Here is a 23,086-nt window from a genome sequence, read left to right as displayed (position 1 = left end):
CGGCGAACCACGGCTTTCAACGCGACAAGTGGTCTGTTTCGAATGCTTACTCGGTTTCGTCAGAGGTGTCGTCGGCAGTGTCTGCCGCGTCTTTCGCGGCCTTTCTATCCAGCGCTGCCTGCAAGGCCAGCGTAGCCTGCGGTGAGGCCGGTGTCGTGGCAACGACCGCCATTGCATGAGCAACGCCGGTCGTCGACTTGTCCTTGGCCGCGGCGGAAGTGGCGGCTCCGTGTCCCTGCGAGCCGGCCCCGGCCGAGTTTCCGCCGTTACCGTTGCTGCCGCCATTGCCGTTGCCATTGCCATTGCCCCCGGGAGCAGCGAGTACCGGAGATGCGACAAGGGTGAGAGCGGCTACAGTCGCGAATAGACAGGTGCGCGTTTTCATAGTTCCTCCTTCGAGTCGCCCTCCCGCCAGGATGGGTTCCAGATGAAAAACGTCAGGACTTTCGAATCCGAAAGTCGGCTGTTACCTAGCTTTGTTCAAATACAGTATTCTACAAGACGGACCTTGGTCCGAAATCGATACGCAAAAGTCCTGGATTTTATCGACAGCGTACTTCGGACGACCGCAGCGGCGGGATTTTTGCTACCGGCAGATCCGGCGCCGCTACAGCGCAGTGTGCGTCGGCTGACATGAGGCTAGGGTCGAGGAAACCTAGCTGCTCGGCTATCGGTGACTGAGGAACATTCCACATTTCGTGAAGTTGGGAGCGCAGGCGTGCTTTTGAGGTGCCAAAATGTTTGATGCCGGCGGGCTTTTGGGAGGAAGCCATGATCCGCGTCACGCCTGCATTTCGTGTTTCGCGCCGCCGCGAATTGCAGTTTGGCCTGGGAGCAACGCTCGCTTCGGCCACCGGGCTTGCCCCGGTTTCCCGCGCCTATGCGCAGGATGAGGTCAAAGACGAAGACATTTTTTCCGGTTCGCCCTCACTCTCGAATATATATGGAAGCCGAATATTACCTGCGCGGTACAACCGGAAAAGGGATCGAAGACTCGGATGCCGGCCCGAAGGCCGGCGCTGTCGTTGGCGGCAAACAGGTCAGCTTTGACAAGCCTGCAATCGGCGAGTTCATGCGCCCATGGCGTCCAAAAAGCTAGTGAGTTCAATTGGCTCGCCCGAAAAGAGTCGAACTCCTGACCCCCAGATTCTGGTCTGAGAAGTCAAGATCTAGGCGGTTCGAACGTGTCCCCTACTCCGTCAACGCTCCTGCTTCCCACCGCCAAGGCACATCATGGTTTAGGAGCTTGGCTTAGACGCTCGGAGTGAAGTACCCAGCCCATACCTTATTCCATTCTGGAGTTTCCACGTTTTTCGCAGCGGTCAAGGCCGCCGAGAATCCGAGATGGTCAATACCAGTGAAATGATGCAGGTTCTTCTGGACCACGTGGCAAGCAGGCCGCTGAGCAGACGTAGCTTCCTGGTTTCAGCATATGGACCCTCTTTGTAATACGAATTGAAAATTGCGCCCTCATGTTTCAGAACAGGTCGGTAGACCCGCGAGGATGGTTTCGAATCCTGCGGGTCGCTCACGGTCCTCAAGGCGAGAATTCTAAGAGACGTTCAACAATGACCCAGCACGCAGAAAACGCTCGAATTCTCATGTACAGCCACGACACGTTCGGGCTCGGCCATTTGCAGCGCTGCCGGACTATCGCGCATTCGCTGGTCGAGGATTTCCGCGGACTTCAGGTGCTCATCATTTCGGGTGCGACTATCGCTGGCGCCTTCGATTACCGCGCCCGTGTCGACTTCGTGAAGATCCCCAGCGTCATCAAGCTGCGCAACGGCGAATACACCTCGCTGGAAAAGGACATCGATCTGCATGAGACGCTAAGGATGCGCCAGTCGATCATCCGCCATACAGCTGAGACCTTCCGGCCCGATATCTTCATCGTCGACAAGGAACCGCTCGGCCTGCGCGGTGAGATTGAGGACACGCTGTCCTACCTCAAGACGCGGGGCACCACGCTGGTGCTTGGCCTGCGCGAGGTGATGGATGCGCCGCATCTGCTCGAAGCAGAGTGGGCACGCAGAGACGTGATGCGCAAGATAGGCGTCTTCTATGACAAGGTCTGGGCCTATGGTCCGCCGGATTTCTACGATCCGTTGACGGGCTTGGATGTGCCCCCGGCTGTCAGGGCAAAGATGAGGTTCGTCGGGTTCCTGCAACGGAGCCTGCAGCGGAACGAGTTGCCCGGCCACCGGCCCGAGGGCGACTATATCCTCGTTACTACCGGTGGCGGCGGTGACGGCGCCGATCTGATCCACGACGTCATCGATGCCTATCAGCAGGATCCGCAATTGCAGCATAGAGCCCTGATCGTGCTTGGGCCTTACATGCCGGCGCGCAAACGCAACAAGCTGCTCAAGAAGGGGTCCAAGATCCCCTACATCAAGATCATCGAGTTCGACAACCGCATGGAAGACCTGATTGCCGGCGCCAAGGCGGTAGTGGCGATGGGCGGCTACAACACCTATTGCGAGATACTGTCTTTCGACAAGCCGGCGCTGATCGTGCCGCGCGTCGAGCCCCGCCGGGAACAACTGATCCGCGCACGGCGCGCAGCCGAACTCGGCCTTATCGAGATGCTTTTGCCGGAAGAAGCCGAGGATTCCCGGCGGTTTGCCGATGCACTGAAGGTGCTGCCGGACCGGCCCCGCCCATCGCAGAGCAATCCGCATCTGACGCTGGAAGGGCTGCCTCATATTTCCGAAATCGTCGCGGAACTGCTCGACCGGCGGGCCGGCCATCACCTTTCGGTCATTGAAGGAATGACCTGAGTTGCAACATCGCAAGATCGTCGTGGTTCTGAAGGGTTATCCGCGGCTGTCTGAAACCTTCATCGCGCAGGAACTGCTCGGTCTTGAGCGTGCGGGGTTCGACCTGATACTCGTCGCGCTCAGGCGGCCGACCGACGAAAAACGCCACCCCGTGCATGACGAGATCAAAGCCCCCGTCCATTATTTGCCGGAATATCTGCATGAAGAGCCGCTCCGCGTGCTTCGCTCGCTGTTTACCTGTCTGCTGCGTCCGGGCTTCTGGCGCGCGCTCGGATCGCTGGCTGCCGATATGCCCCGCGACTTTACGCGCAATCGCGCACGGCGCTTCGGGCAAGCGCTCGTGCTGGCGGCCGAATGGCCGGAAAACGCGGGCTGGCTGCATGCACATTTCGCGCACACGCCTGCATCGGTGACGCGCTATGCCAGCCAGCTTCGTGGCCAGCCCTGGACCTGCTCTGCCCATGCCAAGGACATCTGGACTTCGGCGGACTGGGATCTGGCCGGCAAGCTTTCCTCGGCGCGCTGGACGGTCACCTGCACGAAAACCGGCTTCGACCGTCTGAAAAAACTCGCTAACGGCAACTCGTCTGTGCATCTGAGCTATCATGGGCTCGACCTTGATCGCTTCGGCAGTTTCGGCGAGGCGCGAAAGCAGCATGACGGCTCGGCCCCGGACGAACCGGTTGTCGTTCTGAGTGTCGGGCGCGCCGTTGAAAAGAAAGGTTACGACACGTTGCTGGAGGCCCTTGCCCTGCTGCCCGGCGATTTGGCGTGGCGTTTCGAGCATATCGGCGGCGGCGAAGAACTGGAACGGTTCAAGGCGCTGGCGCAAAAGCTCGGCCTGGATGGTCGCGTTTCTTGGAAAGGCGCGCTTGCGCAGGAGGAGGTGCTTGAGCACTACCGCCGCGCCGACATCTTCGCCCTGGCCTGCAGGATCACCGCAAATGGCGACCGCGACGGTCTGCCGAATGTTCTGGTGGAGGCGGCTAGCCAGCGGCTTGCCTGCGTGTCGACCGATATTTCCAGCGTGCCGGAGCTTTTATCGCCGGATGAAACCGGGTTGCTGGTTCCGACGGAAAACCCGATTGCCCTGGCACAGGCGCTGGAGCGCCTGATCCGAGATCCCGTGCTCCGCGACCGCCTCGGCGACGCCGCAGAGCGGCGCGTGCGCGCCAATTTCGATCACATGGCAAGCATTGGACAGCTCAAGGAACTGTTCGAGCGGGAGTGGCGGGCCGCCGAATGAAGCGGCTGCGCGCTTTCTTCTATGTCCAGCACTTGCTCGGCATCGGCCATCTCGCGCGCGCCAGCCGCATTGCGGCGGCTCTGGTCGATGACGGGTTTGACGTTACCGTCGTGACCGGCGGAGCGCCGATCGCCGGGTTTCCGGGACTGGGTGTACAATCTGTAGCCCTGCCACCTGTCACCTCCGGTGATGAAGGATTTTCGGGACTTGTCGACCTGCAAGGCAACCCGATCGACGATGATTTCAAGAAATGGCGTTCAGAGATGCTGCTGCAGGCATTCCGGGATTGCAGGCCTGATATCGTCATTGTCGAGGCGTTTCCATTTGGACGCCGGCAGATGCGTTTCGAACTCTTGCCGCTGATCGAGGCGATCGACGCGACGTCGCCCAGACCGCTGCTGGCGACGTCCGTCCGTGATATCCTCCAGGAGCGCGTCAAGCTGGGCCGAAACCAGGAAACGGTCGATCTCATCAACAGGCATTTCGATCTTGTTATGGTCCACGGCGATCCGGCTTTCGCAACCATCGACAAGACATTTCCACTGGCTGGGGCGATCAGGGCCGAGGTCACCTACACGGGGCTCGTTGCCGCGCCGCCGTCGCCCGCGGCCTCCGAGCGCTTCGACGTTCTGGTGTCGGTTGGCGGCGGGGCTGCCGGAAAGAGCCTTGTCAGATCCACCATCGCAGCGGCGCGGAATACCAACAACGCTTGGAAATGGTGCTTGATCACCGGCCCAAACCTGCCGAAAGACGAGTTTGACGCGATCGCACGCGATGCCACGCCAGGCCTGTCCATCTTCCGGTTCCGCGAGGATTTCGCCAGCCTGCTGACCGGCGCCCGCCTGTCAGTCTCGCAGGCGGGTTACAACACGGTCTGCGATGTCCTGGGCGCGGGTTGTCGCTCCCTGCTCGTCCCATTTGCAGCCGGCGGGGAAACCGAACAGACGGTTCGCGCCCTGATGCTCGAAGAACTCGGTCTTGCAACGGTGCTGATGGAAAAGGACCTGACGCCTGAAGGTTTGGCGCAAGCGATCGAACAAGCGCTTGTGGAACCGACGCCATCCGCGCATCGTCTCGATCTGGAAGGCGCGCGTCGCTCCGCGCAAATCCTGCGCGAGCGGCATCGAACATGGTCCCTAAATGTGGGGCCCGGTTTCGGAAAAGTTCATGATTGAACAGACGATAGATCCTAGAGCGGTTCATCGTTTCACGCAGAACCGCTCTGTCTCTTTGTTTTGACGCAATTCCGGACGGAAAGCCGTTTCCACACTTTCCTGCAAATGCTCTAACGCGCGCCGCGCCTGGTGAGATTCGTGCGACGCGCTTCAAGTCCTGTTTTTATGCGTGTCGTTGGCCCAAACCGCTACGGCTTTTGGGCGAAATGCATTAAACAGTTCCAATCAGCATGAAGCGCGTATAATTTTTTGTCGGCAGTTCGCCGGAGAACCGCACCTCCCGTAGCGCCGCCATTTCCTCGAAGGCTGCAAGCGAAGCCACGCAGTTGACGTGCGTCGGCTCGCTGAAATAATCGTTCGATTGCAGCAGTACATTCGTGCCCGGCGGAAGCAGAGCAAGCCAGGCGCGCAGATCGGCTATGTGTTCGCAGCTCGTATTGATCATCAGATCGGGCCGCCCGGCCGCATAGTCGAGTGCGTACATATCTGCCGTCAGCGCCCGGAACCGGTCGCCGGCTTCCCGGTTGAGGGTCCGGGCGACCGGCGCGACTTCGGGATCGATGTCGATACTATCGACCGCCGCGATGTCGAAGCGGGCGTCGTTGAAAAGCATTGCCGGCAATACGCCGTACCATCCACCCAGAACCCATATGCGTCCGAAGCGGCCGCCGCCGCTTTCGAACAGCCTGTCGAGCGCCCACATCTTGCAGGCGACCTGCTTGTGGTTGAAGGCGTTGGCGATATCGGCCTTCGGATGCTTGGCGACGACCCGCGCCAGCCCTGCCACGAGAGGGCAGTTGACATAAGCAGCAATTCCCCGCGTGAGGTCCAAGGCTTGCTCGTGCCAGTCCATGGCATTGCGTGGTTGCGTGACATCCATCATAATTCGTCTTGTATGTTGGGATTTTGGGCGACACAACGCAATCTTGCCTCCCGCAAGACTGTTTGATTCCGCGGACGTGATCATGCTGCAAGCCGCTTGGCTATTGCCCGGTGCCGGAGAGAGCCTGTTGCATCTGTCCGGATCATCGGCGTCCATCCGCCAGCACCAGCCGCGCAGCTGCGGCCTCGTGCCGCTCGGCTGTTCGCCAAAGCCCTACGAAAGCCGCGGACCGTTTGGCCAGCCGCTGTCTTCGCCGATCAACAATGCCCATGTCGATGCCATCGACCATGCGTCGGAACTGGATCGCGCCGCCTCGCAGGTTTCTTGCATCGTTGAGCGCAGGACAATGTCCGTGCACAGCAGCTTCGAGCTTGTCGTTGGCGATGAAGAAATTGCCGATACGCCATTCGCCAGCAGGTGCTTTTACATCCTGCATCCTTCCAACTGAAGGGTCCACAGTCGCATATGGAAGCCAGCCTAGCCCGCTATATCTGGACGCACACCAAGAAGCAGCAACTCTGGATATTGATGATCGTCGTGCTTTCGATGATCCCGTATTTCATGTCCTTCGACCTGCCGAAGCTGATCGTCAACGGACCGATCCAAGGTCGCGGCTTCGAGCAACCGGGCGCGACCCAGCCATTCATGAGGCTACACTATAACCTGCCGTTCGTTGGAGAGGTCCAGTTCTTCTCCGGTTTTCAGCTCGACCGCAAGGAGACCCTGTTTGCCCTGAGCCTTGTGTTCCTCTTGCTAGTCGTCATCAACGGCCTGTTCAAATTCTACATCAACACCTACAAGGGCCGCCTCGGCGAACGCATGCTGCGGCGTATCCGCTTCGATCTGGTCGACCGTGTGCTGCGCTTTCCGCCGGTTTATTTCAAGCGGGTGAAATCCGCCGAAGTGGCGACCATGGTGAAGGACGAGGTGGAGCCGCTGGGCGGCTTCATCGGCGACGCCTTCCTGCAGCCGGTACTGCTCGGCGGCCAAGCGCTGACGGCCATGCTGTTCATCATGATCCAGAACGTCTGGCTCGGAATGATAGCGGTCGTGATCGTGGCGATCCAGATCGTGCTCATCCCGCGAATGCGGCGGCGGCTGATCGTGCTCGGGCGCCAACGGCAGTTGACCGCGCGCGCGCTTTCGGGCCGGGTTGGCGAAATCGTCGACGGCATCGGCGCGGTTCACGTCCACGATACATCAAACTACGAGCGCGCCGACATAGCTGCCCGGCTCGGGCTCATCTTCAAGATCCGCTTCGATCTTTACCAATGGAAATTCATGGTGAAGTTCCTCAACAATTTTCTCGCGCAGCTCACGCCCTTTCTGTTCTACATGATCGGCGGGTATCTGGTCCTCGAGGGGCGGCTGGACGTCGGCCAGCTCGTGGCTGTGATCGGCGCCTACAAGGACCTGCCCGGACCGATGAAGGAACTGATCGACTGGGATCAGGATCGGCAGGATGTCCAGGTCAAATATCAACAGGTCGTTGAACAGTTCACCGTCGAGGGTCTCATCGCGCCGAAAATCGGGGCATTGACGATCGACGATCCCGATCCGATGACCAAGCCGCTGTCGGCGATCAATCTGTCCGTAGCAGACGATGGCGGTGCAATGCTCCTCAACCGTATCTCCCTCCAGGTCAAGCCGGGTGAGACGGTGGCACTGGTCAGTACCGCAACAGGTGGAGCGGAGGCGCTTGCAGAAGCCTTCGCGCGGCTGACCTGGCCGGACAGCGGAAGGGTCGCTTCGGGCACCGACGACCTGCTTGAACTCCCCGAAGCAGTAACCGGCCGGCGCATGTCGTATGCCTCGTCGGATGTTTTCCTGTTCCAGGCAAGCCTCCGCGACAACCTGCTCTACGGGTTGAAGCATGCACCGCTGACATCGGTGCCTTATGACGGTGCTGCGGCAGATCAGCAACGCTGGAACATTCACGAGGCGCGCCGGTCGGGCAATCCGGATCTTGATATCCACAGCGACTGGATCAACTATGCTTCCGCTGGCGCTACCGGCCCGCACGACCTCTTTGAAGCCGTGCGCCGGGTGCTCGACGCGGTTGTTCTGTCGCGTGACATTCTGGATCTCGGCTTGCGCTCTTCGGCCGACCTCACGCGTCACACGGAGCTTGCCAGGCGGATCGTCGAACTGCGTGCGGCGCTGCGGACCCGGCTGGAACAAGAGGGGCTGAGCGGACTGGTGGTTCCTTTTGAACCGGGCGCCTACAACAAGGAAGCAACGATCGGCCAAAACCTGCTCTTCGGCGCTGCCGCCAGTCCCGAACTGGCCGACAGGGCCCTGGCGGCCAATCCCTATTTTGCTTCCGTGCTGAGGCAAGCCGGCCTCGACCGAACGCTCTACGAAATGGGCTTGGAGATCGCCAAACAGGCGATCGAGCTGTTTGCCGACCTGCCGCCCGATCACCAGTTCTTCCAGCAGCTCGCCTTCATGAGCGCGGAGGAGATACCCGCCTACGAAACCTTGCTGCAACGGCTCAAGAACCGTCCCTACGAGGCGGTTTCGGAAAACGATCGCGCCATGATCGTTACCTTGAGCTTTGCCTACATCGAGCCCCGGCACCGCTTCGGCCTGCTGAGCGACGAGCTGATGAGCAAGATCGTCGCTGCACGCAACCGGTTCTATGAAGACCTGCCGCCCGAGCTGCACAATGCGGTCGAACGGTATGATCCTGCCAAATACATTGCCGCGGCCACCGTCATGGATAATGTCCTGTTCGGGCGTGTGGGCAACAATCATCCGGACGCGCCCGACCGCATACGCTCCATCGTCTATGACATTCTTGACGAACTGGGGCTTTATGGCGAACTTCTGGATGTCGGCCTGGACTTCAACGTCGGCTCCGGCGGCAGGCGGCTGACCGGTGGACAGCGACAGAAGCTCGATGTTGCCCGAGCCTTGCTCAAGCGTCCCGATTTTCTCATTCTCAACCGGCCGCTGTCGGCGCTCGATCAGCGCATGCAGGATAAGGTGCTGCGAAATGTGCTCGAGGAAGCCAGGCGCGACGGCCATTCGCCGGCAATTGTGTGGGTCGTGACGAGTCCGGCAATGGCGATGATGTTCGATCGCGTTATCGTCTTCGACTCGGGTCAATTGGCGGAAGACGGAACACACGAGACACTTTTGGCAGGGAACGGTATCTTCAAGGAACTGTTGTCATAGAGCAACGGACATTCAGCTGGGATCATTCTGCCGGTGCACGACATCGGGCTCGCCACCTTTCGCGTGGTTTGTCTCGCCATCCCGGAAAGAGAATTGATTCCATCGGGGCGTCCGTTGCTCTAGTCTGGCAAACGCGAATTTTGGAAGGTTTGCGACAATGCTGCTCAAGGATGAAGTTGGAATGCTGCAACGCGTTCCCTTGTTCTCTGCCATCGAGCCGACAAAGCTCAAGCTGCTTGCGTTCACATCCGATCGTGTGAGCTACAGCGCCGGCCAGATCCTTTTCCGGCAGGGCGACGAGGGAGACGCCGCCTATGTCATCCTTTCAGGCAGAGCGGATATTCTTGTCGATTCCGACAGCGGACCGATAAAAGTTGCCGAACTGGAGCCAAATTCGATCGTTGGCGAGATCGCCATATTGTGCAACAGCTCCCGCACTGCCACCGTCAGAGCGGCAAGTCCGCTGGAAGCCCTGAGAATCCGCAAGGATCATTTCCTGAGGCTTATGAGGGAGTTCCCGGAAATGACCATCGAGATATTGCGGGTTCTTGCCGATCGCCTAAGCCATACGACCGCGGATCTGATCGACGCACGAAGCGCCAAATAACGAAGGACGTGCGCTCGATCCTCGCCGTCGTGACGGCACTGTCCTCTCGCTGAGAAGATCACCCGGAGAAAGCCTGTCTGTCTCGCCTAGCAGCAGTTGTTTGGATATGATGGGCGAAGGGGTAGCATGGACGACAACGTTTTCCTGGTCAGGTTTTGGGGTGTCCGCGGCAGCATTTCGGTATCAGGCCCAGAATTCTCTCGCTATGGCGGCAACTCAATCTGCGTCGAGATGCGATGCGGTAAGCACACGCTTCTGTTCGACGCAGGCTCTGGCCTACGGCCTGCCGGCGCGGCGCTTCAGGCGTTGGGCGTGACCGATTTCGACCTGCTTTTCACCCATTGCCATTACGATCACATCATCGGGCTGCCGTCTTTTGCGCCGATCTATGATCGGGGCGCCAAGGTTACGCTTTGGTCCGGGCATCTTGCAGGACACATGACGACCCGGCAGATGGTCGATGAGTTCATGCGGCCGCCGTGGTTTCCGGTGAAACTGGAGGCCTGCAAGGCAAGCCTCGACTATCGCGATTTCGTATCCGGAGACGTGCTTCGCCCGCGCGAAGGGGTGGTGGTCCGAACCGGCAGTCTTATGCATCCGGGCGGCTGCATAGGCTACCGGGTCGAATGGGGTGGCGGCGTCGTGGCGGTGATCACAGACACTGAGCACGACCCGGACAAACTCGATCAGACGGTGCTCGGCCTGATCGAAGATGCCGACCTTGTCATCTACGATTGCACCTACACCGAGGAGGAAATGGAACGCCGCCGCGGTTACGGGCACTCGACGTGGCAACAGGGCGTCAAACTCTGTGAGGCGGCAGGTGCGCGGAGGCTTGCGCTGTTTCACCACGATCCGACACGCACCGACAAGGAACTGGACAAGATCCAGAAACTGGCCAAGTACAGGTTTACCGGCGCTTTTGCCGCGCGGGATGGCCAGACGCTCAACATTCCAGTCTCATTGCGCAAAAAGCGCTGAGCTATTTTCCTCTATCTCTTTGTCTTGACGCAATTCCGGACGGAAACCGTTCACACTTTCCTGGAATTGTTCCACCGGCGCTGTGCCCGATCAATGTCCTGATCGGAAGCCATGCGCAGGCTTCAGTCTTTGCGGTGACTGTGAACAGCCGTTCGAGGAAGAGCCAGGCCGATTCATCATGTACGAGATGGTGGGTGAGCAGGCCCACCGGTTCGCCCCCATCGAATGCATGCTGCAATTGCGCGATGATAGCCTGAACCAATAGGCCATGATCGCGGCAGCCGCGCGTGCCATGCCAATCCATGATGTCGACATTGCTGTTGATGACCGCAAGTGAAGCCGGCGTTGGCGGCCCATAGACCGACAATGCCGAAAATCCTATCGATCCAAGGTCGGATACCAAGCCGGCGTCGATCCTGTTCCAGGGTGGCACCAGCATCGGAACGGCACGTGCGCCGTGCAGGCCGGTTACGTGCGCCAGCCCGCGAGCCACATCATCGAGCACCGCCTCGCGTGGCCGATGCGCGCCGAGCTCCTGCTTCTTCTGGCCCTCGGGCGCATGATTTCGGTGCGCCCAGCCATGGATGGCGACCGTGGCATGCGGCGCCTCGTCAAGCCGAACGACAAGCTTCTCGTCAGTCAGGGCGGGAATGACGGCCAGAGTCACCGGAACCGCGAATTCACCGGTGAGGTCGAGCAACCGATCAAGCGCAGGCGTCGGATCCACGGCGTCATCGTCGCGCAGCCAGAACTCTGCCTTACGGTCCGCCCGTTGCCGGCTCGCCAGTTCCTCCACCAGGGGTTGCCAGATCTGATCGGATGTCATGAGACCGGGATCTTTGCAAGAAGTTCGGCCAGACGCGCCGCCGCAGCACCGATAGAACGTTCTTCGAGGATGAAACGTCTGGCTTCTGCGGCCATGATGGATCTTTCGTCGTTACGGGCCAGAAGCCTTTCAATGGCAGAAGCGAACGCCGCCACATCGCCCGGCGGGGTGAGAAACCCGGCCTGGCCATCCCGCACGACCTCCGGCACGCCGGCGATGTCCTGAGCCACAACCGGAAGGCCGGCGGCCTGTGCTTCAAGATAGGCAACGCCATAGGCCTCGCCGAAACCCGGCCAGACGTAAATTCCCCCACTGTAGAGGACATCCGGCACGGCGGCTGGCTCAATCGCGCCAAGCCATTCGATACGGTCGGCGGGCAAGCCGGCGAATTGCGCTTTGATCTCCTCGCGGGCAGGTCCGTCCCCGACGACCGACATCGTCCAGGGCAGGTGACCGATCGAACCGAGCGCCTGCGCCAGCATGCCATAGCTTTCGACTTTGTCGCCCGGGCGCATCATGGCGACGGTAACGAGGCGCGACGGACAACCCCGCGCCGGCGTTTCCCGGAATAGCGATGTGTCGATGAAGGGCGAAAGCATGCCGAAAGCGGCGTCGGGTACCGCATCTGCCAGTCCCTGACGATCCCTTTGCGTGAAGCAGATGTTCAGCGCCGCCTGTTCGACGGCTCGCGCCACCAACGCTTGCGTATCGGCCCACAAACCGGTGTTGCGCCGCCTCGAATAGGAGGCTTCCGCTGTCACATAGGGGACACCAAAGGCCAACGCCAGTTCGGGCCCGATCAGGTCGGGTGCCTTGTAATAGGGATGATAGGTGAACCACAGATCGGGCTTGCCGTCACGATCCCAAAGCCTTGCCAGCCGCGCGGCTTCCTCCCGGGCCTCGATCTTGAGCGCATCGAAACTTTTCGAATCCGGTTCGCGTAGATAGAAGCGCAATTCGGATGCCAATTCGACGCTATGCCTTCCATGCTCCAGTGCCTTGACCAGCATCCGTGCCATCTGGCGGTCGCCGGAGGCAACGGGATGATTGGGCGACTTCAGCGGCGCGTAGAAGGCAATTCGCATCGCCGGACCCTATCATCGGAAAGCCTGCGCAAGTCAATTTCGAAGCATGATCGACTTCACCCTCAAGCACTGGAATGTGCTATTTGATGCTCATGGAAACAGCTGCCGCGTCCGATCCGTTTGTCGCTTCTCTGCCGGTCTTCGCAAAGTTCGAAAGCGTTGCCGATATCGATAACTATCGGCCTCTCCCCGATGGCTGGGCGCTGGCCACCGCAGACATCGTCGGCTCGACCAAGGCGATCGAGGCGGGGCGCTATAAAACCGTCAATATGGCCGGTGCCAGCGTCATTTCGGCGCTGCTCAATGCGCTGGGTAGGCAAGATCTTCCCTTTGTCTTCGGCGGCGACGGTGCGCTCGTGGCGTTTCCCGGCTCGGCGCTGGAGATCACCCGCAACGCGCTGGCGGCTGTCCAGAGATGGGTGGCGGACGAACTGGACCTGACCTTGCGTGCCGCAATCGTGCCGATAAAGGATATAAGAGCGCAAGGCCTCGACGTTCGCGTGGCGAGGTTCCAGGCCTCCGATGCGGTCTTCTATGCCATGTTCGCCGGAGGTGGCGGCAGTTGGGCGGAAGCCGAGATGAAAGCGGGGCGCTACCGCATCGATCCTGCGCCGGCCGGCGCGCGGCCGGACCTGACCGGCCTCTCGTGTCGCTGGAACCCGATCGAAGCCCGGCATGGCGAAATCGTCTCGATCATAGCCATACCGGGGGCGTCGCGCGACTTGCGCGGTTTTCAGTTTCTGGTTTCCGACATCATCGCCCTTGCCGGCAGGCAGGAACGCGATGGCCACCCGGTGCCGGTGAACGGGCCGGACTACAGTTTGCTGCCCGCCGGCCTCGATATCGAGGCGCGGGCCACGGCGCCGGCAGGACGGCGGTGGCTGTCGAAGCTGTGGATAGTGTTCCTGATGACGCTTACGGCTGTTACGGATAGATATGGCTGGACGATCGGCAGATTCGATCCGAAGATCTACAAACGCGAAGTGGCCAGCAATTCGGATTTCCGGAAGTTCGACGATGGCTTGAAGATGACCATCGACGTTGACGCGGATGTGTTGCAACGGATCGAGGACCGGCTGAAACAGGCGGAAGAGGCGGGCATCTGCAACTATGGCCTGCACCGACAGAAATCGGCCTTGATGACATGCCTCGTCGCATCGCCGCTGCAGCGCGATCACGTTCATTTCATCGATGGCGCCGCCGGCGGCTATGCGATGGCTGCCGCAAGCCTTAAGGCGAAGGTGCCGGTCTGACGCTTGCGGACATCGATTTTCCGCAATATGCCTCGGGGCTCTTGTGAGCGGTGAACCTCACCATGGAAGCGGACGGCCTGTCCGAATTAACAGAAAGCAGATTGTTGGACGCCTCACGATCGATATATGACCGTCTTCTGACCCGGATTTCGACGCGCGCCGCGCAAGTCGGCGTGATCGGACTGGGCTATGTCGGGTTGCCGCTGGCGGTTGCGATCGCACGCGCCGGCTTCCCGGTTTCCGGCTTCGACATCGAAGGCCAGAAGGTCGAGAGCCTGAACAACGGCCAATCCTACATCGAGGCGGTGACGTCGACAGCTCTTGCCGGCCAGGTGGCAAGCGGACGGTTCCGCGCCACTGCGGATTTTGCCGAACTGGCCGTCTGCGATGTCATCATCATCTGCGTTCCGACACCACTGACGAAACACCGCGAGCCGGATCTCTCCTTTGTCAGGAACACCGCAGGCACCATCGCGAAGCATCTGCGTCTCGGCCAGCTGATCGTGCTGGAATCGACCACCTATCCCGGCACCACCGACGACGTGATCAAGCCCATCCTGGAAAAAACCGGCTTGCAGTCGAGGATAGATTTCTTCCTCGGCTTCTCGCCCGAACGCGAGGATCCCGGCAACCGCAGCTTTGAAGTCGCGACGATCCCCAAGGTCGTGGCAGGTGACGGCATTGAAGCGGCGACGCTCGTGCAGGCTTTCTACCATGGCGTGGTCAAGACCGTCGTTCCGGTTTCCACCACGGCGACCGCCGAGGCGGTCAAGCTGACGGAAAACATCTTCCGCTCGGTCAACGTCGCCCTCGTCAACGAGTTGAAGATCGTGCTCGGTGCGATGGGAATCGACATCTGGGAGGTGATCGAGGCGGCAAAGACCAAGCCCTTCGGCTACATGCCTTTCTATCCCGGCCCTGGACTTGGCGGGCACTGCGTTCCGATCGATCCCTTCTACCTGACGTGGAAGGCTCGCGAATACGAACTGCCGACCCGCTTCATCGAGCTGGCGGCAGAGATCAACACGGCCATGCCGCGTCATGTGGTCGATGAACTGGCGAAGGCGCTGGACCGGCGCTGCGGCAAGGCGCTCAGCCGCTCGCGCATTCTCATCATCGGGCTCGCCTATAAGAAGAATGTGCCCGACATCCGCGAAAGCCCCTCATTGCGGCTCATTGAACTCATCGAGGAATGGGGCGGCAAGGCGGAATTCCACGATCCGCATGTTGCCGAAATCCCGGCCACACGGGAGCATATGGCGATCAAGGGGCGTCGCTCGGTCGAATTGACCGAGGCGGCCTTGAAGGATTTCGACGCTGTCGTCGTTGCAACCGACCACGACGCGATCGACTATCAGGCGATCGCGGATCACGCTCTACTGATCGTCGACACACGCAATGTTTTTGGCCGCCTCGGGCTAGCCCGAGAGACGGTGGTGAAGGCCTGACGGCGTCCGAGCCGGCGAATTTGTGGCAGATCAGGGAGATTTCGAGATAGCATGAGCACAGCGCAAGCAGAAATTTCTGCCATTCTCATGGATAAGGTTGCCGATTGGCTGACCCAATCGGCGTTGGCGGGCAACGACCTGGAAACATTGGTAAGGGGCTTTTGTGAACGGCTGGCTGCTGCCGGCCTGCCGTTGAAGCGGGTGCATTTGAGCTTTTCGATGCTTCATCCGCTTTATGACGCGCTCGGCTTCACCTGGCTCCGCGGCCAGGGCCTGGAAGTGGAAGGCTTCCGCAAGGAGAACGGCGTTCATTCCGACAGATTCCTGACCAGCCCATACTACCATCTGCTTAGCCACAAGCTGGACCATCTGCGGCGCCGGCTCGACCCGTCGGTGCCGTCGGAATTTCCTGTTTTCGATGACCTCAAGCTGATGGGCGTCACCGATTACATGGCTTTTGTCCATCCCTTCAGCGGCAACACCAGTCAGGGCATGATCGGGTCTTGGTCCACCGACAGTGCTGCAGGCTTCAGCGACAGCATGATTTCGGCGCTGCTGCGCATCCAGAACCATCTCGCCATCGCAACCAAGATGGCGGTGCTCACCAAGCTTGCCGACAACATGATGACCACTTATCTCGGCGGCGACGCCGGCAGGCGCGTGCTCGAAGGCCAGATCAAGCGCGGCGAGGGTGATACAATCCGGGCGGCACTGGTCATGGGCGACATGCGCGGGTCGTCAAGACTTGCCGAAACCTCCGGCCGCGAAGTCTATATCGATACGCTGAACCAGTTTTTCGACGCCGCTGCTGCACCTTTCAATCGCAAGGGTGGGCAGATCATGAGTTTCATAGGTGATGGCTTCATTGCCGTCTACCCTTGCGCAAGGCACCGTTCACAGTCCGAGATCGCCTGCCAGGCTGCTCTTGCAGCAGCGCACAAGGCCACCGCGCGCATGATGGATCTTAATCTGCGCAGAAAGCAGCAGGGATTGAGCGACATAAACTATGGTATCGGGCTGCATGTCGGCAATGTGATGTTCGGCAATGTCGGGCTTACCGACCGGCTCACATTCTCTGTCTTCGGCTCGGCTGTAAACGAGGTCCAGCGCCTCCAGACCCTGACCAAGAAATATCCGCACAGCGTTCTCGCCAGCAAAGACTTCGCCAGCTATTGCGGCGCCAACAACTGGCTGGCGCTCGGCATGGAGGAACTGGCGGGCATCAGGCAGAAGCTAACGGTGCTTTCACCCGATTTGTCGGGTGCTCTGTCGCTCGACGAAGATGGTGCGCTGGAGCCGATTTACGACCGCATATCGGACGCCGAGCAGGTCATGCTGCTTCATCGCAATGCCGCGCGGCCGTCCGCGGGCGACCCGAGGAAGCTCCAGTAACCGCCACGATCTGATCCGAACGCGTTTGGTATGCAGTTCGGTCGCCGGTTCCGCCAGGGAACTGGCGACTGTTCGAATCCAAGTTGCTCTAGGCTGGCAATGCGTTAGTCTCGCCTTCTGGACCTGCCAGAGTGGGGGCTGGTGTGAGAATGAATTTGGGCGTTGATCTGCTGCGGATCGAGGATGTTGGCATCTCTTTTGCCATTATAGGGGGACCGTTGCATGCTGTCAGGCGTGCAAATCTTCGCGTCCTGCCCGGCAAGGTTACCGCGCTTGTGGGCGAGTCCGGTTCCGGAAAATCGGTTCTCAGCCAGGCAGTGATGGGCATTCTGCCGAACACAGCCCATGTTCGCGGCCGTATCCTGTTCTCCGATCCAAAAAAGCCCGGTACGACGCAGGATATACTGCAGATGCCGCGTGACGGAACCGAAATCCGGGCGTTGAGAGGCAGCCGCATCGGCAAGATATTTCAGGAGCCGATGACATCGCTGTCGCCGCTGCATACGATCGGCAATCAGGTCAGCGAATCCCTGCAGATTCATACGCCCATGGCTCGGGTGGAGCGCAAGGCGCGGACCGAGGAAATGCTCGGCCTTGTCGGCTTTCCCAACCCCAAGCGCGCCTATGACATGTATCCCTTTGAACTTTCGGGAGGATTGCGTCAACGCGCCATGATCGCCATGGCGCTTATCTGCCGGCCCGCCCTGTTGATCGCCGACGAGCCGACGACGGCGTTGGACGTGACCATCCAGGCGCAAATCCTGCAATTGCTGCGCGAGCTCCAGACGAAGCTGAACATGGCGATGCTGCTGATCACGCACGACCTTGGCGTAGTCGCCAATGTCGCCGACGAGGTGGTGGTCATGTACCATGGCGAGATCATGGAAGCGGGACCCGTGGAGGCGATATTCCGCCGGCCGGGCCACCCTTACCTGAAGGGCCTGATGGCAGCCGTTCCGCATTTCGACCTGAAGCCCGGCGAAAGGCTAAAGGCGCTCCGCGAGGTGCCGGTGAATGTCGGGAACCTGCTCGGCAAGCAGACGGCGCCGGCATCGAAGGGGCCGAACGACCTCCTGCTATCGGTCAGCGATCTGACAAAGACCTTCACGATCCGCAAGTCCGGATGGTTCGGCGGAGATCATCAAACCTCTGTTCGCGCCGTGGACGGCGTGAGCTTTGATATCAGGCGGGGTGAGTGCCTGGGTCTTGTCGGCGAAAGCGGCTCCGGCAAAACCACCGTCAGCAAGATCCTCATGCGGGCTGTCACCCCTACCGGCGGCTCTGTGATCTTCAATGGCCGCGATGGTCCGATCGACGTCTTGGAAGCCGAGGGAGACGCCCTGCGCATGCTGCGCGCGAAAATCCAGATGGTATTCCAGGATCCGGTTTCGTCGCTTTCACCCCGCATGACGGTGGAGAACATTTTGAGCGAGCCGCTGGAAATCCATCGACGTGGCAATGCCGCGTCCCGACTCGCCACGGTCAAGAGCCTGATGCAGGCAATCGGGCTCGACCCGCGCTTCATAAAGCGTTATCCGCATAGTTTCTCCGGCGGGCAGCGTCAGCGTATCGGCATCGCGCGCGCGTTGGCGCTGGGACCTGAACTCCTGATCTGCGACGAGCCGGTTTCGGCACTCGACGTCTCTGTCCAGGCGCAGATCCTGAACCTTCTTAAGGACCTGCAGAAGGAACTGGGCCTGACCTACCTGTTCATTTCCCACAACCTGGCGGTGGTGGACTACATGGCAGACCGCATCGCGGTGATGTGCGGCGGGCGTATCGTCGAGCTCGCGCCGCGCGAAATTCTGCTTAGGAAACCTATCCACCCCTACACGCGCTCACTGGTCGCCGCAGTTCCTTTCCCCGATCTCGACAGGCCGATGGATTTCAAGACGCTGAAGCTCAGCGGCGCTTCCGACACCAGCGCATGGGGACCGCAATTCCGCGACGAGGGCGACGAGGATATGCTGTCGCCGCTCGATCTTGGCGGCGGCCACCTGGTGCTGGCCCGACGTTCGGCCGATGTCAGCGAGCTACGCCATTGATCAGCCGGCGCACCGTCCTTGGACTCATGGCTTCGGCATTTCTGCCGGGCGCGTTGCGCGCCGGCGATCTGGAGCCGGAATTTCTTGAGCCGCAGCTGAAGGCCAGAGCGCTGCCGGCACTCGCCGAACGCCTGCCCAAGCGCCCTCGCGCGTTGAATCTCGCCGCGATGGGCCGGCAGCCCGGCCAATATGGCGGCACGCTGCGCACGATCATCGGCAGCCAGAAAGACATCCGGATGATGACAATCTACGGGTACGCTCGCCTGGTCGGCTATGACGAAAAGCTTAACCTGCAAGCCGACATTCTCGAAAGTTTCGATGTAGCGGATGATCGTGTCTTCACTTTCAAGATACGAGAAGGACATAAATGGTCTGACGGTAGCCTGCTGACGTCGGAGGATTTTCGCTATTGCTGGGAAGATGTCTGGCTTAACGATGAGCTTTCGCAAGGCGGGCTCGCCCCGGCCCTGCTGGCGGACGGCAAGCCGCCACGCTTCGAGATCGTCGATCCGTTGACGGTCCGCTATAGTTGGGATGCGCCCAATCCCGACTTCCTGCCCAAGCTCGCCGCTGCTTCGCCCCTATCGCTTGTTCTGCCGGCCGCCTATCTCAAGCAGTTCCACAAGAAATACCAAGATCCATTCCGGCTCGCCGGCCTAATGAAGGAGAACCGGGCCCAGAAATGGACGCTCTTGCATATCCGCATGTCGCGGCAGTATCGCCCGGAGAACCCGGAACTGCCGACGCTCGATCCCTGGCAGAACCGGACCAAGCCGCCGGCTGAGCAGTTCGTCTTCGAGCGGAACCCGTTCTTTCATCGAATAGACGAGAATGGCCGGCAACTGCCTTATGTCGACCGGATTGTCATGAATGTCAGCTCGTCGGCGATCATTTCCGCCAAGACCGGTGCGGGCGAGAGCGACCTGCAAGGCATGGGAATTGACTTCACCGATTACTCCTTCCTGAAGGATGCGGAGAAGCGCTACCCGGTGAAGATGCATCTCTGGAAACGCACACAAGGTTCGCGGCTGGCGCTGCTGCCCAATCTGAATTGTGCCGACCAAGTGTGGCGTGGCCTTTTTCGTGACGTGCGCGTGCGCCGCGCACTTTCGCTCGCTGTGGACAGGCGCGAGATCAATTTGGCTGTGTTCTACGGATTGGCGCAGGAAAGTGCCGATACGGTCCTGCCGGAGAGCCCGCTCTACCGGCCGGAATTCGCGAAAGCCTGGGTCGCCCATGATCCCGACCAGGCCAATGCCCTGCTCGACGAGGTCGGGCTTCAGGCGCGTGACGATGACGGCCTGCGGATACTCCCCGACGGACGCCCGGCGCAGCTCGTAGTGGAAACGGCCGGCGAAAGCACGCTGGAAACCGACGCGCTCGAGCTCATCACCGATCACTGGCGCAAGATCGGCATCGCCCTGTTCATCCGGACTTCGCAGCGCGACATCTTCCGCAGCCGCGCGCTTGGTGGCCAGATCATGATGTCGATGTGGTCGGGCATCGACAATGGCGTGCCGACCGCCGACATGAACCCCTACCAACTCGCCCCCACCGTCGATGACCAGCTGCAATGGCCGCTCTGGGGTGCTCACTACTTGTCCCGTGGCAAGGTCGGCGAAGCGCCCGATCTTCCGCCCGTGGTCGAGTTGATGGCTTTACTCAAGCGCTGGAACGCATCGATCGAAGCCACGGAGCGCGCCGAGATCTGGAATTCAATGCTGTCGATCTATACCGATCAGGTGTTTTCGATCGGCACGGTAAACGGAACGCATCAGCCGATTCTGGCATCCTCGCGGCTGCGCAATCTGCCTGACAAGGCGCTCTACGGCTACGACCCGACCGCCTATTTCGGTGTCTATATGCCGGATACATTCTGGCTTGGAGAGTCCTGAGCGTGCTTCGATATTTTGTCTGGCGTATCGCCGTGATGGTTCCAACGCTGCTGGTCATATCGGCACTGGTGTTCACGATCATCGAACTTCCCCCAGGCGACTATTTCGACAGCTATGTTGCCGAGCTTCGGGCTCAGGGCGAAGCGGTGGATTCCGATCGCATCGAGATGATGCGCAAGGAATATGGTTTCGACAAGCCACCGGTCATTCGCTACTTCTACTGGGTCGGCGGGATGCTGCACGGCGATTTCGGCTATTCCTTCGAATATGAGCTGCCGGTTCGCGACGTCGTCGGGGACCGAATGTGGCTGACGGTGCTGGTTTCCTTCGTCACGATCATCTTTACCTGGCTCATCGCCTTTCCGATCGGCATGTACTCCGCCACGCATCAATACAGCTGGGGCGACTACGGCCTGACTTTCTTTGGCCTTCTCGGCCTTGCGATTCCGAACTTCATGCTGGCGCTGATCCTGATGTATTTCGCCAACATCTGGTTCGGAACGTCTATCGGCCATCTCATGGACCAGCAATATCTCGGCGAGCCGATGAGCTGGGCCAAGGCGAAATCGATCCTCGCCCATCTCTGGATTCCGGTCTTGATCATCGGCACCGGGGGCACGGCAAGCATGATCCGGCGGCTGCGCGCCAATCTGCTCGATGAGCTACATAAGCAATATGTCGTGACCGCGCACGCCAAAGGCCTTCATCCCTTCAGGGCGCTGGTCAAATATCCGCTGCGCATGGCGCTCAATTTCTTCATTTCGGATATCGGCTCTATCCTGCCGGCCATCATCTCCGGTGCCGAAATCACGGCGATCGTGCTGTCTTTGGAAACGACCGGGCCGATGCTGATCAAGGCGCTGCAAAGCCAGGACATGTATCTCGCAGGGTCGTTCCTGATGTTCCTCGCCTTCCTGACGGTCATCGGCGTCCTGATTTCCGACCTGGCGCTGGCGCTACTTGATCCGCGAATTCGTTTGCAAGGCGGCAGCACCAAATGAACACGCAATCGCCGCTGCCCGCTCCGGGTGCCCCACTGCAACACTACGTTTCCATCGAGCCCTTTGACCTGCAGTCGGTCGAGGCGATGACGCCGGAGCAGGAGAAGGTCTTTCAGGCGTCGCAGTTGCGGCTGATGTGGTGGAAATTCCGTCGGCACCGGCTTGCCCTTGTATCCGGCATATTCCTGGCAGCGCTTTATTTCGGGATACTGATCTGCGAGTTCCTGGCGCCCTACGATCTGCACACGCGCAACATGGACTACATCTATTCGCCGCCGCAGCGGGTGCACCTGTTCCACAACGGCGAGTTCGTCGGGCCGTTCGTCTATGGCCGCCAGATGACGCTGGATATGGACACGCTCAAGCGGAACTACATCGAGAAACAGGATGATGTTCAGCGGATCCGTTTCTTCTGCAAGGGCGATAAGTACCGGTTCTGGGGCCTGATCGAAGGTGACAGGCATTTTGTCTGCCCCGCCGAAAACGGCCAGCTCTTTCTGGCCGGCACTGACAGGCTGGGGCGCGATGTGCTCTCGCGCATCATCTATGGCGCCCGCATTTCACTGACAATCGGCCTCGTCGGCATCAGTTTCAGCTTCCTGCTCGGCATTGTCATCGGCGGACTGGCCGGCTATCACGGCGGTATCTTCGACCTGATCGTCCAACGGATAATCGAAGTTCTGCAATCGATCCCCAGCATTCCGCTATGGCTGGCTCTGGCGGCGATCATGCCGATAACCTGGAGTCCGATCCTGATCTATTTCGGCATCACCGTCATCCTCGGGCTGCTCGACTGGACCGGACTGGCGCGGGCCGTGCGTTCAAAGCTTCTAGCTTTGCGCGAGGAGGATTACGTTCTGGCCGCGCAATTGATGGGCGCCAGAAGCAGCCGCATCATCGGGCGGCATCTCATTCCTGGCTTCATGTCGCATCTGATCGCGACGGCGACGATCTCCATACCCGGCATGATCCTGGGCGAGACGGCGCTGAGCTTCCTCGGGCTCGGCCTGAGGGCACCGATAACCAGCTGGGGCATCCTGCTCACCGAGGCGCGCAGCGTCAGCGTGATCGCGTTCTATCCATGGCTGCTTTTGCCGATGCTCCCCGTCGTTCTCGTCATCTTGGCGTTCAACTTCCTGGGCGACGGGCTGCGGGACGCCGCGGACCCCTACAAATGACATCGCTGTTCCGCCGCGTGCTGCGCCGCCGATTCCACCCGGTATGATCCTTGTCGGCAGCCTGTTCGCTTGTTGCAGTGTTCATCGTTCGCCTCTACACGCGGCAAG

General features: G+C 60.1%; 18 protein-coding genes and 1 pseudogene. 15 read left to right on the top strand and 4 right to left on the bottom strand.

Features of this window, described 5'->3' with window-relative positions:
* Positions 1 to 46 precede the first annotated feature (46 nt).
* Positions 47 to 385, bottom strand: a complete 339-nt coding sequence (locus NKH28_RS11640) for a hypothetical protein (protein ID WP_023675950.1) — start codon at positions 383 to 385, stop codon at positions 47 to 49.
* Positions 386 to 771: 386 nt separating this feature from the next.
* Here NKH28_RS11640 and NKH28_RS11635 point away from each other — a divergent pair.
* From NKH28_RS11635 to NKH28_RS11620, 4 genes and pseudogenes are all read left to right on the top strand, one after another.
* Positions 772 to 1,078: pseudogene (locus tag NKH28_RS11635) on the top strand (ferritin-like domain-containing protein); the annotation flags it as partial.
* Positions 1,079 to 1,568: 490 nt separating this feature from the next.
* Positions 1,569 to 2,783 (top strand): glycosyltransferase family protein, encoded by a 1,215-nt coding sequence (locus NKH28_RS11630; protein ID WP_352450264.1) that lies wholly within the window; start codon positions 1,569 to 1,571, stop codon positions 2,781 to 2,783.
* Between the two features lies 1 nt (position 2,784).
* Entirely contained in the window at positions 2,785 to 4,029 is a 1,245-nt protein-coding gene (locus NKH28_RS11625; RefSeq protein ID WP_352978919.1) for a glycosyltransferase, read from the top strand.
* Positions 4,026 to 5,204: a glycosyltransferase family protein gene (locus NKH28_RS11620; protein WP_352978917.1), complete on the top strand. Its 1,179-nt coding sequence runs from the start codon at positions 4,026 to 4,028 to the stop codon at positions 5,202 to 5,204. The genes NKH28_RS11625 and NKH28_RS11620 overlap by 4 nt, the downstream gene beginning before the upstream one ends.
* Before the next feature lie 211 nt (positions 5,205 to 5,415).
* Here the strand turns inward: NKH28_RS11620 and NKH28_RS11615 are convergent, their stop codons facing one another.
* Positions 5,416 to 6,084, bottom strand: coding sequence for a class I SAM-dependent methyltransferase (locus NKH28_RS11615; protein WP_352978948.1), 669 nt, complete (start codon positions 6,082 to 6,084; stop codon positions 5,416 to 5,418).
* A gap of 130 nt (positions 6,085 to 6,214) precedes the next feature.
* On the opposite strand from NKH28_RS11615, the gene NKH28_RS11610 reads away from it, so the two are divergent.
* The 4 genes from NKH28_RS11610 (at position 6,215) to NKH28_RS11595 (ending at position 10,855) form a co-directional block, all read left to right on the top strand.
* Positions 6,215 to 6,535, top strand: a complete 321-nt coding sequence (locus NKH28_RS11610; RefSeq protein ID WP_352491729.1) for a hypothetical protein — start codon at positions 6,215 to 6,217, stop codon at positions 6,533 to 6,535.
* A gap of 17 nt (positions 6,536 to 6,552) precedes the next feature.
* Positions 6,553 to 9,267, top strand: a complete 2,715-nt coding sequence (locus NKH28_RS11605) for an ABC transporter transmembrane domain-containing protein (RefSeq protein WP_352978915.1) — start codon at positions 6,553 to 6,555, stop codon at positions 9,265 to 9,267.
* 157 nt (positions 9,268 to 9,424) lie between these two features.
* Entirely contained in the window at positions 9,425 to 9,874 is a 450-nt protein-coding gene (locus tag NKH28_RS11600) for a cyclic nucleotide-binding domain-containing protein (protein WP_023675957.1), read from the top strand.
* A gap of 126 nt (positions 9,875 to 10,000) precedes the next feature.
* Complete coding sequence (locus tag NKH28_RS11595; RefSeq protein WP_352978913.1) at positions 10,001 to 10,855, top strand: MBL fold metallo-hydrolase; 855 nt, start codon at positions 10,001 to 10,003, stop codon at positions 10,853 to 10,855.
* Position 10,856: 1 nt separating this feature from the next.
* On the opposite strand, the gene NKH28_RS11590 is transcribed toward NKH28_RS11595, so the two are convergent.
* Together NKH28_RS11590 and NKH28_RS11585 are read right to left on the bottom strand one after the other, a co-directional pair.
* Positions 10,857 to 11,681, bottom strand: a complete 825-nt coding sequence (locus NKH28_RS11590; protein WP_352978911.1) for a polysaccharide deacetylase family protein — start codon at positions 11,679 to 11,681, stop codon at positions 10,857 to 10,859.
* The gene (locus tag NKH28_RS11585) at positions 11,678 to 12,766 is read right to left on the bottom strand and encodes a glycosyltransferase family 4 protein (protein ID WP_352820749.1); all 1,089 of its coding nucleotides are present in this window, start codon (positions 12,764 to 12,766) and stop codon (positions 11,678 to 11,680) included. The genes NKH28_RS11590 and NKH28_RS11585 overlap by 4 nt, the downstream gene beginning before the upstream one ends.
* A 74-nt stretch (positions 12,767 to 12,840) precedes the next feature.
* Between NKH28_RS11585 and NKH28_RS11580 the strand changes: the two genes are divergently transcribed.
* The 7 genes from NKH28_RS11580 (at position 12,841) to NKH28_RS11550 (ending at position 22,978) form a co-directional block, all read left to right on the top strand.
* Entirely contained in the window at positions 12,841 to 14,019 is a 1,179-nt protein-coding gene (locus NKH28_RS11580; protein WP_352541934.1) for a DUF3095 domain-containing protein, read from the top strand.
* 104 nt (positions 14,020 to 14,123) lie between these two features.
* Positions 14,124 to 15,467: a nucleotide sugar dehydrogenase gene (locus NKH28_RS11575; RefSeq protein ID WP_352770076.1), complete on the top strand. Its 1,344-nt coding sequence runs from the start codon at positions 14,124 to 14,126 to the stop codon at positions 15,465 to 15,467.
* Positions 15,468 to 15,518: 51 nt separating this feature from the next.
* Complete coding sequence (locus NKH28_RS11570; RefSeq protein ID WP_352470889.1) at positions 15,519 to 16,859, top strand: adenylate/guanylate cyclase domain-containing protein; 1,341 nt, start codon at positions 15,519 to 15,521, stop codon at positions 16,857 to 16,859.
* A gap of 149 nt (positions 16,860 to 17,008) precedes the next feature.
* Complete coding sequence (locus NKH28_RS11565; protein WP_352684411.1) at positions 17,009 to 18,904, top strand: ABC transporter ATP-binding protein; 1,896 nt, start codon at positions 17,009 to 17,011, stop codon at positions 18,902 to 18,904.
* Positions 18,901 to 20,799 (top strand): ABC transporter substrate-binding protein, encoded by a 1,899-nt coding sequence (locus tag NKH28_RS11560; protein WP_352978908.1) that lies wholly within the window; start codon positions 18,901 to 18,903, stop codon positions 20,797 to 20,799. The genes NKH28_RS11565 and NKH28_RS11560 overlap by 4 nt, the downstream gene beginning before the upstream one ends.
* Before the next feature lie 2 nt (positions 20,800 to 20,801).
* Positions 20,802 to 21,800: an ABC transporter permease gene (locus NKH28_RS11555; RefSeq protein ID WP_023675966.1), complete on the top strand. Its 999-nt coding sequence runs from the start codon at positions 20,802 to 20,804 to the stop codon at positions 21,798 to 21,800.
* A complete protein-coding gene (locus tag NKH28_RS11550) occupies positions 21,797 to 22,978 on the top strand; it encodes an ABC transporter permease (RefSeq protein WP_352614641.1) in 1,182 nt (393 codons plus the stop codon). The genes NKH28_RS11555 and NKH28_RS11550 overlap by 4 nt, the downstream gene beginning before the upstream one ends.
* Positions 22,979 to 23,086 lie beyond the last annotated feature (108 nt).

Origin of the sequence: Mesorhizobium sp. M1227 (genome assembly GCF_040318315.1) — a bacterium.
Lineage (GTDB): Bacteria > Pseudomonadota > Alphaproteobacteria > Rhizobiales > Rhizobiaceae > Mesorhizobium.
Note: the sequence above shows the minus strand (reverse complement) of the source record. Positions and strands in the feature narration are given on the sequence as shown.

Bases quoted from the DNA above. Each gene is read 5' to 3' on its own strand.
- NKH28_RS11640 (WP_023675950.1), bottom strand. From the start codon at position 385: ATGAAAACGCGCACCTGTCTATTCGCGACTGTAGCCGCTCTCACCCTT.
- NKH28_RS11630 (WP_352450264.1), top strand. From the start codon at position 1,569: ATGACCCAGCACGCAGAAAACGCTCGAATTCTCATGTACAGCCACGAC.
- NKH28_RS11620 (WP_352978917.1), top strand. From the start codon at position 4,026: ATGAAGCGGCTGCGCGCTTTCTTCTATGTCCAGCACTTGCTCGGCATC.
- NKH28_RS11615 (WP_352978948.1), bottom strand. From the start codon at position 6,084: ATGGATGTCACGCAACCACGCAATGCCATGGACTGGCACGAGCAAGCC.
- NKH28_RS11605 (WP_352978915.1), top strand. From the start codon at position 6,553: ATGGAAGCCAGCCTAGCCCGCTATATCTGGACGCACACCAAGAAGCAG.
- NKH28_RS11600 (WP_023675957.1), top strand. From the start codon at position 9,425: ATGCTGCTCAAGGATGAAGTTGGAATGCTGCAACGCGTTCCCTTGTTC.
- NKH28_RS11595 (WP_352978913.1), top strand. From the start codon at position 10,001: ATGGACGACAACGTTTTCCTGGTCAGGTTTTGGGGTGTCCGCGGCAGC.
- NKH28_RS11590 (WP_352978911.1), bottom strand. From the start codon at position 11,681: ATGACATCCGATCAGATCTGGCAACCCCTGGTGGAGGAACTGGCGAGC.
- NKH28_RS11585 (WP_352820749.1), bottom strand. From the start codon at position 12,766: ATGCGAATTGCCTTCTACGCGCCGCTGAAGTCGCCCAATCATCCCGTT.
- NKH28_RS11580 (WP_352541934.1), top strand. From the start codon at position 12,841: ATGTGCTATTTGATGCTCATGGAAACAGCTGCCGCGTCCGATCCGTTT.
- NKH28_RS11570 (WP_352470889.1), top strand. From the start codon at position 15,519: ATGAGCACAGCGCAAGCAGAAATTTCTGCCATTCTCATGGATAAGGTT.
- NKH28_RS11565 (WP_352684411.1), top strand. From the start codon at position 17,009: ATGAATTTGGGCGTTGATCTGCTGCGGATCGAGGATGTTGGCATCTCT.
- NKH28_RS11550 (WP_352614641.1), top strand. From the start codon at position 21,797: ATGAACACGCAATCGCCGCTGCCCGCTCCGGGTGCCCCACTGCAACAC.